This window comes from Hyphomicrobium sp. MC8b, from assembly GCF_905067615.1.
Taxonomy (GTDB): Bacteria; Pseudomonadota; Alphaproteobacteria; order Rhizobiales; family Hyphomicrobiaceae; genus Hyphomicrobium_B.
The window spans coordinates 2176547-2189505 of record NZ_LR898465.1 but is presented as its reverse complement, the minus strand read 5'-3'; the positions used below and the strand labels follow the sequence as shown (position 1 = coordinate 2189505).

The window sequence follows — 12959 nt, the reverse complement described above, 5'->3', positions numbered from 1 at the left end:
CGCTTCTATCCGGGGTGTGCAGATCATACGATCGAGCCCGCGGAGCATCCATACGTCACACCTAAACCGATGGCGGTCAGAAAGGCGTATTCCCGCCATTCTGGCCGCAACTTTTGGGGATAGAATAGTCCCAGAACCGCAATAACTCTGGGTAAACCGGACCGGGGTGTTTCGGCCAACGTCATAAACGGCTACTTAACCTACGACGTGAGGCCGCAGCCGCATCGGAGGAGCGCCTGCCGCCGCAATCCGGCCGTATTATCGGTCCCAATTCGCTAACCCCCTAAGATGCATAGACATTTCTTATGGTTACGCATGTCTTTCCATTTTGCGGGCAATTAAAACTCTTATAGGGTGCGAATGGGAGTTCCGGTGGCCTGAAGCGCACGGGCTTGTGCCGCGTACCGGATCGAGTGGGGGACATTGCGCAATGTCGCAAGATCAGATTGCGAAACTCATGGCTATTGCGGGCAGAACACCGCCCGTCGAACCGTCCCTGGACGGCATCCCTAACGATGCCCAACCCGCGACGGACGCCAAGGAGCCTGCCTCTAGACCGGCGCCCTCCCTTCCCCCGCCGCTGCTTTCAATCGATGCCGCCCAGGCGCCAGCCGCGACGGCCGCGGCCTTAGCTCTTCCCGCGCCAGCGCCGATGCCGCCGCCCGACAAAGAACAGCCCGCAGACGAACCCACCACCGAGCCGCCAGCCCGCCGCGTCGCGCGTCGCCGCCCGGCAGGACCGGTCCGTGGTAAAATCGCCGCCAACGACGACATCCCGAGCATCGGCGGCCTGATCTACGCGCTCGAACAGAAGCCGTCGAACAAGGTTTTTCGTTACGCCGCCATCGGCAGCGCCGTCTGGGCCGTCGTCGGACTGATCGTTGGCGCCTTGACGCTTGCACCCGGATGGCAGGCAGGCGAGCCCCTGTCGTCGCTCCTGCTGCATCCGACGACGTTCTACACCGCGACCGCCATCATCGCGCCGATCGCCATCATCTGGCTGTTAGCCCTTCTGTCGTGGCACATCGCATCGCTGGCACTTAAATCCGCAACGATGAGCGAAGTCGCCATTCGCCTCGCCGAGCCCGACCGCACGGCGGAACAATCAATCGCTAGCCTGGGTCAGGCTGTCCGCCGCCAAGTCTCGTTCATGAACGACGCCGTGTCCCGCGCCCTTGGTCGCGCCGGCGAACTTGAAGCACTCGTGCACAATCACGTCGCCGAACTCGAACGCTCCTACGAGCACAACGAGCGCCGCATCCGCGAGCTGATCAACGAACTCGGAGGCGAACGTCACGCCCTTCTCGACACGTCCACCAACGTCACAGAAACGCTGAAGACGCTCGGCACCGAAATTCCGACGCTGATCGAAAAGCTCTCGACGCAACAGCTGACGCTTCGCGGCATCATCGCTAATGCAGGCGAAAATCTCGCCAACCTCGAAGGCTCGCTTGCTACCGCCACGGGCCGCTTCGAAAATGCCGTCGGTTCGCGCACGCTTCAGCTTCAATCGGTTCTCGAAGACTACACCACTGCCTTCTCGACCGCGCTTGGCGCTCGCACGGAACAGATGCGCGCCACGTTCGACGGTTACATGCAGACGCTCGATACGACGCTCGGCAACCGCACTGAAAACCTCCAGACTGTTTTCGAAGAATATGCGCGCGCGCTCGACACCACTCTGTCTAACCGCGCCCAGGCTCTCGACATCCAGCTCGTCGAACGAACGCGTTCGCTCGATGAAGCCTTCCAGAAGCGGCTTGAGCTATTCGACGATCAGATCATGCGCTCGACGACCGCCATCGACCATGCGGTCAGCGAAAAGGCGTCTCTGCTGACGAATGCCCTGCAGCTCCATTCGCAGACCTTCCGTGAAACGATTGCGCAGCAGGCGACGGAACTCGACGATTCCGTCGTGAACGGCATCAACGCCGTCCGCCGGACGAGCGAAAACATCACACGTCAGACGATGAAGGCCATCGACGGGCTTTCGAAACAGTCGGGCATCCTGCAGGACGTCGCCGATAATCTGTTCCAGCAGATCCACGGCGTCACCAACCGCTTCGAGAACCAGGGCGAGCAGATCCTCAAAGCCGCCAACGTCCTCGACACCGCCAACCTTCGCATCGAGTCGACGCTGCAGACGCGGCACGCCGAGCTTTCGCACACCATCGATCGCCTCTCGGGCAAAGCCGACGAATTTGGCCGCACCATCGCCGGTTATTCATCGAACCTCGAAGGTTCGCTCGAAAATATCGAACTCAAGGCCCGTGCCATTGCCGAGGAGCTGCGCGACACCGCCGAGAGCCGCTCGCGCGCCTTGATGGCCGAACTCGATCGCGTCAAGCATGAGACCGAGGCCCAGAGCGATCGCGCGCTATCCGATCTCCGTCATCGCTTCCAGAACGTATCGGGCGAACTGTCTCGCGAATTCGAAACGCTATCGACCCGCCTCTCATCGGCATCCGAAGAAACCCGCCTCCGGGCAGCCGAGGCCGCCGCCACCCTGGCGAGCGAGCAGGCCCGCATTCGCGAAGAAGCCTCTCGCCTCCCGACTTCGACGCGCGAGACGGCGGAATCGATGCGCCGCGCCCTGCAGGATCAGTTGCGCGCCATCGAACAGTTGACGCAAATTTCCCAACGCGCCAACGCTCCCCGCGAAATCATGCGCCCTGAGCCAGCTCCCGCGCCCGCGCGTCTCGCGCCGACACCGTCGCTGACCTCCGCGCTTATCCAACAGGAAAATGCGCCCAGCCGCAGCCGCGCCAGCGTCCAACAGGATCAACGCGAGGGCTGGTCGCTCGGCGATCTCCTTGCCCGCGCCTCGCACGACGAAGACCACGCGCCGGTCCGCAATGTTCCGCCCGAACCAGCACCTGCACCGCCGCCGCATTCGCCTGCCCCTCACTCGGCCGCGCCAGTGCGCCTCGACGTCGGCATGATCTCCCGCGCGCTCGATCCGCAGACGGCTGGCGCCATCTGGAACCGCATTCGCGCGGGTCAGAGGAACGTCCTGGTCCGCAGCATTTACGCTCCGGAAGCGCGTATGCTGTTCGACGAAATCGCCGCCCGCGCCCAGACCGACGCGGACCTGTCGCAGTCGATCTTTCGGTACCTCACCGACTTCGAACGGATCATCAAGGAAGCCGACACGCGTGACCCGTCAGGCCGCACGGCGCAAAGCCATCTCGTGTCCGATACCGGCCGCGTCTATCTCTTCCTCGCGCACGCAGTCGGCCGGATTCGCTAACCGGCAAAGGCCGCCATGTCGCCTGTCTGCATGCCGCCTATCCGCGTCGAAGCACGACACGAGGCATGGCCGCTCAGAGAAGCCTTCATCATCTCACGCGGCGCGAAAACCGCGGCCGATGTCGTCGTCGTAGAAATAACGGACGGCACGCACAAAGGCCGCGGTGAAGCCGTCCCCTATGGCCGCTATGGCGAAACAGTCGATGGCGTCCTCGATGTCATCCGAACGGCTGCCGATCGAATTTCAACGCACGCCGACTTGCTGCGTGAGCTGAAACCCGGCGCGGCCCTCAATGCCCTCGACTGCGCCTTCTGGGACCTCGAAAGCAAGCAGACCGGCATTCCGGTTTCAACGCGCGCTGCGCTTCCCGAACCCGCGCCGAAAGTCACCGCCTTCACCTTGAGTCTCGCCGCCCCCGACGAGATGGCGGCAAAAGCCGCTAGCGTTGCCTCTCTCTCGCTCTTGAAGCTGAAGCTCGGCGGTGACGGCGACGACGCACGCATGCGCGCTGTCCGGCAGGCCCGCCCAGACGCTCATCTTGTTGCCGACGCCAACGAAGCCTGGACCGCAGAAACGTTGACGCCTCTGCTCGCGGTCGCGGCTGAATGCGGCATCGAATTGATCGAACAGCCGCTTCCCGCCCGTCAGGACGATATCCTCCGTGCCACTCCCCACCTCGTCCCTATTTGTGCCGACGAAAGCGTTCATACCGCCGACGATATCCCGCATCTCATCGGTCTCTACGACGCCGTGAACGTCAAGCTCGACAAGGCGGGCGGCTTGACAGGTGCAATCAGCCTCGTCGCAGAAGCACGCCGCAACGGTCTCAAGATCATGATTGGCTCGATGGTCGGAACATCACTCGCCGTTGCGCCCGCGATGCTGCTGGCACCGTATGCCGACTGGATCGACCTCGACGGCCCGCTTCTGCTGGCGCGGGATCGCGAGCACGGGCTGCGCATCGACAACGGCATCGTTCAGCCGCCAAGCCCTGAGCTGTGGGGCTAACCCGCCTTACACTGGATCCGCCGCCGCCATCGTCGAGCCGCTGCGGTTGCGGAGCAGCCAAAGCGCTGCGCCAAGCGCCACCATCGAGATCGCGACCATCCCGAGATATGACAGCGACCCGGCGCGCACGTAGATCCATCCAGCGATCAGGGTAGCCGCACCGAGCGCGACACCAGCTGCCATTGTCGCGTAGAGTGATTGCGCCGTTCCCTGCTTATCGCGCGCCACGTTTTCGTGGATGAAGTGGATCGCGCCGATGTGGCAAGCGCCATAGGTCGCGCCATGCAGCAATTGCAGCGGAATAAGCATCGCAAGTGGCGGCTCGAACGCCATCCCCGACCAACGCACAATCGACGCCAACGCGGCAAGCGCGATCAGGCGTAATGATCCAATCCGCGCGACCGCCCGTCCGGAAACGGAAAACAGCATGACCTCGGCAAAGACGCCGACGGCCCACAGCGTTCCGCACCACGCCGCCGAAAGGCCCTGCTTTTCCCAAAGCAGAATCCCGAACGTGAAGAACGTAGCGTGCGCTGCCATAACGAGACCAGCCGCTACGAGAAACAGACAAAATTGCTTCTGGCTCAGGAGATCGTGCAACACGGATGACCGCCACAACGGCAGCGCTGGCTTGATCGCATCTTCAAACCGCTCGTCCGGAGGCAGGAAATGTCCGGCAGCAACAGTCAGAACGCACCCGAACGCGATCAGCCAAATACCGGCTCCGCCGCCGAAAGCGTAGATCACCAACCCGCCGATAAAATTTGCCGCCACGAACGATAGGGATCCCCACAGCCGCATTTGCCCATAGTCGAGGCCGCGGTAGCGAACACCCGTCACCGCGATCGTCTCGATCAGCGGCATGATCGTCGAGTTGCAGAGCATCAGCGCGATTGCGAACAACAGCACCGGCCAGAACGATGATGATTCAGCCAGCGCCAACACCAGCGCGATCGTCAGCCACGCGAGCAGCACGAGATACCGGCGGTGCGCTCCGCTCCGATCTGCCGCCATCGCAACTACGGGTGACACGAACACGCGCAGAAACAGAGGCGCCGCGATTACCGTGCCGATCTCGCCGGCCGACAGTCCGCGCCAGTTCAGCCAGACTGGGAGAAATGGCGTGTGCATGCCGTAAAAGACGAACAACGCACCGTAAAATAGCGCGACGCGCATCGCGAAATTGCGCTTTGCGTCATCCCCGCTGACCATGCCCGTCCTCGCATCTCTATGCTCATGCCACACTATAACGCGGAAGGCGTAGCGCTGCCCGATAAGTCCTGTTTAGTTCAGCCGGAGGTTGTGTCTTCGCCACTTGCGAATCGCATACCCGTTGAGGCGATTTTTTGCGGAGCACAACTGGCATGCAGGCTCTCACTTCGCCCGTTACCGACGATATTGAAACCGAATACCGCGCCATTGAGGCGACACTGCTCGAAACCGCGCGCGGACGCTGGTTCCTGGCGGAGCACGGCCGCCGCGCGCGCCGCCTGGACAGCGCCCTGCTTGAAGACGCCATTCGCCGTCTTCAAGGCTCCCTGCGCGAGCCACCGGCGCTGCTCGGCCAGCTCAAGGCCGAAATCGAAGTCGTCCGATCCCAGATGGCCGAGACCCGAGCCGCCCTCCTGGCACGCCCGACGATGGATGAAAGCGTGCTGCCGACACATGCCATGCTCAAGGCTGCCGAAGACATTCACGACATCGCCTGGTCGCTCCAGGCCAATCCGTTTGATCCGCAAGGCTGCGAGCAAATCGCCCGCAATGCCGGCAAGCTCTATGCCATGAGCCAATCGCAGGCCGCCCAATCGAACCGCGTCGTGGCCGCCGCGAGCGCACTTGAAACATCGGCTAACAAACTCGAAGGCGTTCTCGAAAGCATCCTGCACGAGTTGCAGGTTGATGAGGCCGAGTAGCTGCCGGGCATAGTGACACAAAAAAGCCGGGCGACATGCCCGGCTTTTTTGTGGGGTAACGGATCTTACCACCTCGTCCGCATGCCGAACGAGACAAGATCGACAGCAGCTTGCGATTCCCCTTTGAATTCCAAGGTTGGGAGCGGCGCGAGAGTGCCTGTTCCTTCCGGCGTACTAATGTCTACACCGCCGTCTTGAATGAAGATGTGCGAATAGCCGATATCGAACGTTGTTGCGTCGGTCCATTTGTAGCTCGCGCCGACACTCAGCCAAACGCGATTATTGTCTGGAATTTGAACGATCCGCCCCGTCGCAGAATCGATGGGCGACATTTCGTAGGCGACACCGGTCCTCAACGTCAAATTGGGCGTATAGTCGTATTCACCGCCAACTGAAAAGAACCAGCCGTCGGCCCAGTTCGTCGGCAGGTTGAGGCCACCCCCTATCGATGGCAACGACAGCGGCAGGTTCTTGAATCGGCTCCAATTCGTCCACTCTACGGTACCGAGCAGCCGGGTTGTCGGCGTTATGACCTGCCGCGCACTGAGAGTGACGATATCTGGAAGGTTAACCGTGGCGGTCCCCGGTAGGCCGCCAAGGCCACTGAAAGATCCATCAATGTCATGGGTCAATTGAGACCGATAGCCGAGACCAATGGTTGTTCCGGTAAATGGCTCAAGGGTGATACCCGCGGTGCCTCCGAATGCCCAATCCGCTCCGCCGAACCTATCGAGTTTTTGCGTCAGCAGATCGCGAAATTGAAGCTTCGCTTGCGCCCATTCTATCTGAAGTCCCGCGCCGATCGTAATTCCCGGCGCGATGCGATAGGCGATCGTCGGGTTAGCATTGATCGTCAGAAGTTTGGTCGTCACTCCGAGATAGGAGCCCGGATAGTTCACGTTATCGGGCTTCGTCGCAAGGCCGAACGGCGAATTCATCGCAAGACCAACCCAGAGGTCTTTGTTGATCTGGAGGGCGGCATAACTTGCACCGCTCACCGCATCGATTCCTATGTTGCCACTGCTTCCAGAACCAACCAGCGGATTGCTAACGTCCACATTCGCGTAGGGAAGAATCAATGTGTAGGACGATTCAGTGTTCAAACCCGGAAACTGGGCCGTTGCAGCTGGGTTCCAAAACATCGAGCCGAGGCTTCCGCCTGCCGCCGACCCTGCCGAAGCCGAACCCAGAAACACGGTCGATTGCTCGTGGATATCGAAACCGCCGGCGGAAGCCGCGCCCATGTGCGCCAGCATGGCTGCAGAGCTAATCCCCAAAAGGCGGAACGCATTTTTTATTATATTGATTTTGCTCAAAGACAGCATTCGTGACCCCCAGGACGACTCAGCGCCTTCCCCACAATTGCCACAATAGCTCCATCGCCCCCGCGCCACATCAGGGTTTCAAACATGAAACTCAGTGTTCGGATTTGATGACTAAGCGCTGTGCTTCTTGGGCAACAAAAAACCGGCCCGCCGAAGCGGACCGGTTCTTGCCAAGCCGAGTCTCAATCCCTCGAAACGTCGCTTGGCGCTCCCCCCGGAGTCCTTAAGCGGCGGACGTGCCACCGAAATCGCGCGCAAGCTGCCAAAGTCCTACTGATGGTGCAAGACTTGACTCTTCACGCAGGGGGCGAGTCGGTGCAGGACGATGCCCCCTCGCAACAGATCGCACCTTGGAAACCCAAAAACGTTGAACCCCGAAAATCAGCCTACAGTTTTCTGAGTGCAAAATTGTGGTCAATCGGGCCGTTGCGACCTTTTCCAACATGCAAGTGCGAACCCGACGATAACGCGCCCCAAACGAAGCCCTTGGCATCGGCGACAGCCACATCGAGAGGCTTGCCGAGAGCCATACCGGCAGCAATCGCCGCCGATAATGTACAGCCCGTGCCGTGTGTATTGCTTGTGACGATACGTGGTCGACGAAACGACGCATGCGTTTTGCCGTCGAACAACATATCGATCACATCCTCCCCACTCCCATGGCCGCCTTTGAGCAGAACAGCGCCGCAGCCGAACTGCATTAGCGCCTCGGCTTGTGCGCGCATATCAGCCTCGGTCGTCGCTTCCGGACGATCGAGCAAACGGCTGGCCTCGGGAAGGTTGGGCGTGATGAGGCTCGCGCGCGGAAGGAGTGCGTGGCGCACCGCATCAATAGCGTCTGGCTTCAGCAGCACATCGCCGCTGGTCGCCACCATGACCGGATCGACGACGACAGGCGCGGCGCCCATCTCACCCAGAAGCGACGCCACGATCTCGACGGTGGCGACATCTCCGAGCATGCCGGTCTTCATCGCGCCAAGCGAAAGATCCGAGACGACAGACCGGTATTGGGCTGCGATGAAATCCGGAGGGATCGCAAACACACCAGATACGCCGGTCGTGTTCTGCGCCGTCAACGCCGTTATTACGCTGGCGCCGTAAACGCCGAGCGCAGCAAACGTCTTGAGATCGGCCTGAATGCCGGCGCCGCCCGACGGGTCCGAGCCTGCAATCGTCAGTGCAATCGGAGGCGTTTTAGCACTCATGGCGTCGACAGCTTTCAGTGCGCCCCTTGCTTCAAAATCTCGGCACCGAGATCGGCCGGCGTAACGTAGGATTCAATCCTGCCGAGTGCCGGAAAGTTTTCGATCATCCACTGACTGAACCAGTTCTGCGCGCCGAACACGAACAGCAAGCCGGTCACGACGAGCAGCAAGCCCATCACCCGCTCGAGCGTCACGAAGTGCCGCTTGAACTTCTGCATGAAGCCGAGAAACGGCCTGACAGCGACGGCCGCCAAAATGAACGGAACCCCGAGCCCCAGAGAATAGATCAAAAGCAGTTTGACGCCAGTCGCGAGGCTGTTCTCGCTCGCTGCGAGCGTCAGCACGGTTGCGAGCACGGGCCCGATGCACGGCGTCCAGCCGAACGCAAACGCAAGCCCCATGATGTACGCGCCGAAGAAGCTTGCCTCCATCTCGGCCGCCGAATAGCGAGCTTCCTTATAGAACGCGTGAATTTTCAAGATGCCAAGGAAGTGCAAGCCGAAGAGGATGATGACGACGCCGGCCGCAGTTCCGAGCGCCGCTCGATAGGACAGCAAAACCTGACCGATAGTGCTTGCACCCGCGCCGAGACTGACGAACACCGTCGTGAAGCCAAGCACGAAGAAAACGGCGGACGCAACGACGCGCAGCCATACGCGCCGGTCGATCTTGTCTTCCCCTGTCAACTGATCGAGGGTCGTGCCGCCGATGTAACCCAGATAAGGGGGCACCAGAGGCAGCACACATGGCGAGAGAAAACTTACCAGTCCCGCGAGCGCGACACCGAGGTAGATATGGACATCTGCCAGCATGCTGCCTTCTTTCAAATTGCCCGCGGGCTAATGCACTTTCTCGCGCGTGAGCGCCGCGATGCCGGGCAACTCACGCCCTTCGAGCCATTCGAGGAACGCGCCGCCCGCGGTCGAGACATACGTGAAATCGTCAGTCACACCGGCAGCATTCAAGGCGGCGACCGTATCGCCGCCGCCGGCAACCGAGACAAGCTTACCGGCTTTCGTCAATTCCGCGGCAGCGCGCGCCAGCGCGAATGTGCCATCTCCGAACGGCGAAATTTCGAAAGCGCCGAGCGGACCGTTCCACAGCAGCGTTTTCGACGCTGCAAGCACATCGGTGGTGCGCGCAACGGACTTCGGACCAACGTCCAATATCATAGCGTCGAACGGCACTTCGTCGACCGACACCACTTCATTCGCCGCGCCTTCCTTGAACTCGCGCGCGATGACAGCATCGACCGGCAGAATGATCTCACAACCCTTCTGTTTGGCTTCCGTCATAATATCGCGCGCCGTCGCATGAAATTCGGGTTCGGCTAGCGACTTGCCGACCATCACGCCGGACGCCTGCAAAAACGTATTCGCCATGCCGCCGCCGATGATCAGCTTGTCGACCTTTGCGACGAGGTTGGTCAAAACCGGAATTTTAGTCGACACCTTCGCCCCGCCGACCACGGCCGCCGTCGGGCGCTGCGGTATTTCCAGCGCCGTTCTGAGTGCGTTGATTTCTTCCATCAACAGCGGACCTGCGAAAGACGGCAGGAAGTTGGTCAGTCCTTCCGTCGATGCATGAGCGCGATGTGCGCACGAAAATGCATCGCCCACGAAAATGTCGCCGAGCTTCGCGAGCTCTTCGGCGAATTTTGGATCGTTCTTTTCTTCGCCTTTGTGGAAGCGCAGATTTTCGAGCAGCGCGACGTCACCGTTCTTGAGCGCGCCGACCGTCAATTGTGCCTGTTCCCCGATACAGTCCGGCCCGAATGCAATCTGCCGCCCCAGAAGCTGCTGCATCGCGTCTGCGATCGGCCGCAGCGACAAGTCCGCTTCCGGTCCGTTCTTCGGCCGTCCGAAATGCGAGATGACGATAACCTTCGCCCCGCGATCAGCCAGCGCCTTCACGCCCGGCAGCACGCGCTCCAGACGCGTCGCATCCGTCACCTTCCCGTCCTTGACCGGAACGTTCAGATCCGCCCGCACGATCACGCGCTTTCCCGCGACGTCGATGCCGTCCGTCGTCTTCAACTTATCGAGGTTCATCAAGACACCACTACGGTTTGCGCTGCGTCTGCGTTTCAGTGCGTCACGAAGTTTTTCCGATCGCCTTGCGCGCAGCCGCTACCACATGCGCCGCGGTAATGCCGAAGTGCTCGTAAAGCTTCGACGCCGGCGCCGAAGCACCAAACCCATGCATGCCGATGAACACATCCGATTTGCGCAGCCATTCGTACCAGCTCTGCGGTACGCCCGCTTCGATCGCAATACGCGGTGCGTCTCCCAAAACTTCGTTCTGGTAGCTTTCGGCCTGGGCGCGGAACAATTCGAACGACGGCATCGAAACCACCGCGGCCTTGATCCCATCCTTCGCCAAAGTTGCAGCAGCTTCAACTGCCAGACCGACTTCGGAGCCTGTTGCAAGCAGCGTCACGTCGCGCGCACCTTCCGTCGGTGTCAGCACGTAGGCGCCTTTAGCACTGAGGTTCTGATCGCCTTTGGTGCGAAGGTTCGGCACGGCTTGGCGTGAAAGCGCTAGCACCGACGGCGTGTCGGCCCTGACGAGCGCCAATTCCCAGCACTCAGCCGTCTCGATGCCATCGGCCGGACGGAAAACATGCAAATTCGGAATGACGCGCAGCGCGCTCAAATGCTCGACCGGCTGATGCGTTGGCCCGTCCTCGCCGAGGCCGATGGAATCGTGCGTCAGAACGTAGATCACACGCTGCTGCATCAATGCCGAGAGACGGATCGAAGCCCGGCAGTAATCGGAAAAGACGAGGAACGTGCCGCCATAAGGTACGAACGAGCCCGACAGCGCGATGCCGTTCATCGCTGCTGCCATGCCGTGCTCGCGCACGCCATAGTGCATATAGTTGCCCGCGAAGTTATCGGGCGTAACGGATACATGATGTTTCGTGCGGGTGCCATTCGATCCCGAAAGATCCGCAGAGCCGCCGATGATCTCAGGCAGCACCGGAATGAGGCGCTCGATCGTCATCTGCGACCAGACACGCGTCGCGCGCTTGGCGCTGTCGGCCGCGAAATCGCTCTTCGCGGCGATGATCGCATTCGTAACGGTGGCCTTGAGATCGCGGCCCGAGACCAGTGCCTTCGTCGCGTCATCCGCTTTGGCTTCGCGCTTCGTCCAGTCGTCACGCACCCTCGCATGGCGGCTTCCGACAGCACGCCACGCCGACAAGATGTGTTCAGGGATTTCGAAGGCTTCGTATGGCCAGCCGAGCTGCGCGCGCGTGGCCTTGATCTCATCCGCGCCCAGCGCTTCGCCATGCGCCGACGATTTTCCAGCTTTGTTCGGCGAGCCATAGCCGATCTGCGTCTTGCACGCGATCAGCCACGGCTTCGAAGGATCGGCCTTCGCCGTCTTGATCGCTGCTGAAATCGCCGCCACGTCATGACCGTCAACGCGGATCGTATTCCAGCCGGACGCCTCGAAGCGCTTCACCTCGCTGTCCGACACCGCAAGGCTCGTCGCGCCGTCAATGGTGATCGAGTTGTCGTCCCAGAACACGATCAGCTTGCCCAGCTTCAAATGCCCGGCCAGCGAGATTGCTTCCTGGCTGATGCCTTCCATCAGGCAGCCGTCACCGGCAATGACATAAGTGTGGTAATCGACAAGATCTGAGCCGACACGCGCCGCGAGCAGCTTCTCCGAAATCGCCATTCCAACCGCATTGGCGATGCCTTGGCCCAGCGGCCCCGTCGTCGTCTCGATGCCTGGTGCATGACCATATTCAGGATGTCCCGCCGTCTTTGATCCGAACTGCCGGAAATTCTTGATCTCCTCGATCGTCATTTCCGGATAGCCGGTAAGATAAAGAAGCGAATAAAGCAGCATCGAGCCGTGACCAGCCGAGAGAACGAAACGATCCCGGTTGGGCCACTGCGGCGCGCTGGCGTCGAACTTCAGCGCTTCGGTGAAGAGGACCGTGGCAACGTCCGCCATCCCCATCGGCATGCCCGGATGCCCGGAATTGGCAGCCTGAACCGCATCCATCGAGAGCGCTCGAATGGCGTTAGCCATGTCCTTGAGGCTCGGCGTTGAGGATGTCTCCGCCACGACTTGAGCTTTGCTCATTATCTTACTTAAGTCCGTTCCGCTAAGCGCCGCTGGCGCGCTGTAAAGTGGTGGGACATTTACCGGGGGATTGCAGCGGCGTCTACCGCGCGCGCAAGGGTAGCGCACGGCAAAAAACAGGGCGTTTCAGGCCCCGCCGCCCTGCGACGGACCA

9 protein-coding genes are annotated in these 12959 nt (G+C 60.9%); 3 read left to right on the top strand and 6 right to left on the bottom strand.

Going from position 1 to position 12959, the window contains the following annotated elements; translation table 11 throughout:
* Positions 1–430 precede the first annotated feature (430 nt).
* Both ACLB1Z_RS10500 and dgcA read left to right on the top strand, forming a co-directional pair.
* A complete protein-coding gene (locus tag ACLB1Z_RS10500; protein WP_409559813.1) occupies positions 431–3250 on the top strand; it encodes a hypothetical protein in 2820 nt (939 codons plus the stop codon).
* 15 nt (positions 3251–3265) lie between these two features.
* Positions 3266–4258: an N-acetyl-D-Glu racemase DgcA gene (dgcA, locus tag ACLB1Z_RS10495; protein ID WP_409559812.1), complete on the top strand. Its 993-nt coding sequence runs from the start codon at positions 3266–3268 to the stop codon at positions 4256–4258.
* A gap of 6 nt (positions 4259–4264) precedes the next feature.
* Here dgcA and ACLB1Z_RS10490 read toward each other — a convergent pair whose 3' ends face one another.
* Positions 4265–5470 carry an MFS transporter gene (locus tag ACLB1Z_RS10490; RefSeq protein WP_409559811.1) on the bottom strand — a complete coding sequence of 402 codons (1206 nt, stop codon included), beginning with the start codon at positions 5468–5470 and terminating at the stop codon, positions 4265–4267.
* 152 nt (positions 5471–5622) lie between these two features.
* Between ACLB1Z_RS10490 and ACLB1Z_RS10485 the strand changes: the two genes are divergently transcribed.
* On the top strand, positions 5623–6171 hold the full coding sequence (locus ACLB1Z_RS10485) for a hypothetical protein (RefSeq protein ID WP_409559810.1): 549 nt from the start codon (positions 5623–5625) through the stop codon (positions 6169–6171).
* A gap of 65 nt (positions 6172–6236) precedes the next feature.
* On the opposite strand, the gene ACLB1Z_RS10480 is transcribed toward ACLB1Z_RS10485, so the two are convergent.
* The 5 genes from ACLB1Z_RS10480 to tkt all read right to left on the bottom strand — a co-directional run bounded on the left by ACLB1Z_RS10480 (position 6237) and on the right by tkt (position 12805).
* Complete coding sequence (locus tag ACLB1Z_RS10480; RefSeq protein ID WP_409559809.1) at positions 6237–7427, bottom strand: OmpP1/FadL family transporter; 1191 nt, start codon at positions 7425–7427, stop codon at positions 6237–6239.
* Positions 7428–7882: 455 nt separating this feature from the next.
* Positions 7883–8701: a bifunctional hydroxymethylpyrimidine kinase/phosphomethylpyrimidine kinase gene (gene thiD / locus ACLB1Z_RS10475; protein ID WP_409559808.1), complete on the bottom strand. Its 819-nt coding sequence runs from the start codon at positions 8699–8701 to the stop codon at positions 7883–7885.
* A gap of 14 nt (positions 8702–8715) precedes the next feature.
* Complete coding sequence (locus ACLB1Z_RS10470; RefSeq protein ID WP_013947529.1) at positions 8716–9513, bottom strand: cytochrome c biogenesis CcdA family protein; 798 nt, start codon at positions 9511–9513, stop codon at positions 8716–8718.
* A gap of 27 nt (positions 9514–9540) precedes the next feature.
* Positions 9541–10752 (bottom strand): phosphoglycerate kinase, encoded by a 1212-nt coding sequence (locus ACLB1Z_RS10465; RefSeq protein WP_409559807.1) that lies wholly within the window; start codon positions 10750–10752, stop codon positions 9541–9543.
* Positions 10753–10795: 43 nt separating this feature from the next.
* On the bottom strand, positions 10796–12805 hold the full coding sequence (gene tkt, locus ACLB1Z_RS10460; protein ID WP_409559806.1) for a transketolase: 2010 nt from the start codon (positions 12803–12805) through the stop codon (positions 10796–10798).
* Positions 12806–12959: the final 154 nt, after the last annotated feature.